Consider the following 1275-nt stretch of genomic DNA (forward strand, 5'->3'; position numbering starts at 1 on the left):
TTCACGGGGTGGGACTCGTTCGTTGTGGGGGTCGGCCTTCGTGAGGGCAAACCGCCGGTCACCGGCCGTGTCGGTCGTGTATCGGGCGCTGTGGACCGGCTGTCGGCGGACTGTCGGTGAGGTTCGCCGGATTCGTGGTGTTCCCGCCGGGTGCCCACCCGGCAGTGCATGCGCAACGTAAGGAATCGCCATGAGCACTGATACGCACGTCACGATCATCGGCGCCGNNCATGTTCCCGCGCGGCGCCGAAGCCTCCGCTGGTGGCACGGAGTTCCTGGAGTCGCTGTCCGGCGACGACGCGCTCGACAGCGCGCTCGCCATGTTCGGCGACGGCGCACGGACTCCGTGAGGCGTCCGGCCGGGCGGTAGGTCCCTGCGGTGGTTCCGGCGGCTGTTCCCGCACCTCGGCTGCCTCTGGCACCGGCCCGTCGTCAGCGGGACCATCGAGGGACTCGAACCGATGGGGGGTACGCATGGGCACAGTGCTGCTGGTGGCGTTGGTGGGCGTCGTGGCCGCGGTCGTCTGCACGGCCCTGGTGCGGGCCGGCCGGAGGGAGGCCAGAGCGGAGCAGGCGCGGCTCGCCGAGGACGCGAAGCGGCAGGCTCGCCGGTCGCTGGAGGCGGTGTGGGCGATGGACGACCGCGCGTTCGAGGAGTACGTCGCCGAACTGTGCCGTCGGGACGGCTGCACCGACGTCAAGCGTGTGGGCGGCGCAGGCGACCTCGGCGCCGATGTGACCGGCCGTCTGCCCGACGGCCGTCGTCTCGTCGTCCAGTGCAAGCGCTACGCCAAGCACCGTGCCGTCGGCAGCCGTGACATCCAGACCTTCAACGGCACGGCCCGCGCCGAACACGGAGCCGACGTGCCCGTCTTCGTGGCCTCCTGCGTCTTCACCAAGCCCGCCCGCGAGTTCGCCGCCCGGCAGGAGCTGTGCCTCATCGACATCAACCTGCTCGGCTTCTGGAACAGCGGCACGCCGCTCGCGTCGTTCCTCGACCTGGACATCGGCAGCTCGGGGAACAACCGGCGGCTGCATCCGGACCGCGACTGACGGCCGGACCCGGTCGTGCGGCGTACGGCCGCCGCACGAGGCGGGGCCCTGCTCACCCGCTCGGGCGGGAAGGCAGGGCCCCTGTGTCGTCCGGGCTCCCGGTCATCGCGTCGCGGTGGAACCGGGGCACCACGTCACGACGGCACGCAGAACCTCAGGTCCAGGACGACGCGCCGATGGGCGGAGCTGATCGCCGAACCGTCGCGATGACGGGTCGGGAGG

At 71.6% G+C, this 1275-nt stretch carries 1 protein-coding gene; it reads left to right on the forward strand.

Annotation, left to right across the window (positions count from 1 at the left end):
• Window positions 1-474: 474 nt before the first annotated feature.
• The gene (locus AOK22_RS28170) at window positions 475-1053 is read left to right on the forward strand and encodes a restriction endonuclease (protein WP_055701532.1); all 579 of its coding nucleotides are present in this window, start codon (window positions 475-477) and stop codon (window positions 1051-1053) included.
• The last annotated feature ends 222 nt before the right edge of the window (window positions 1054-1275 follow it).

This window comes from Streptomyces silaceus (assembly GCF_001419745.1).
In the GTDB taxonomy this organism is placed as follows: domain Bacteria; phylum Actinomycetota; class Actinomycetes; order Streptomycetales; family Streptomycetaceae; genus Streptomyces; species Streptomyces silaceus.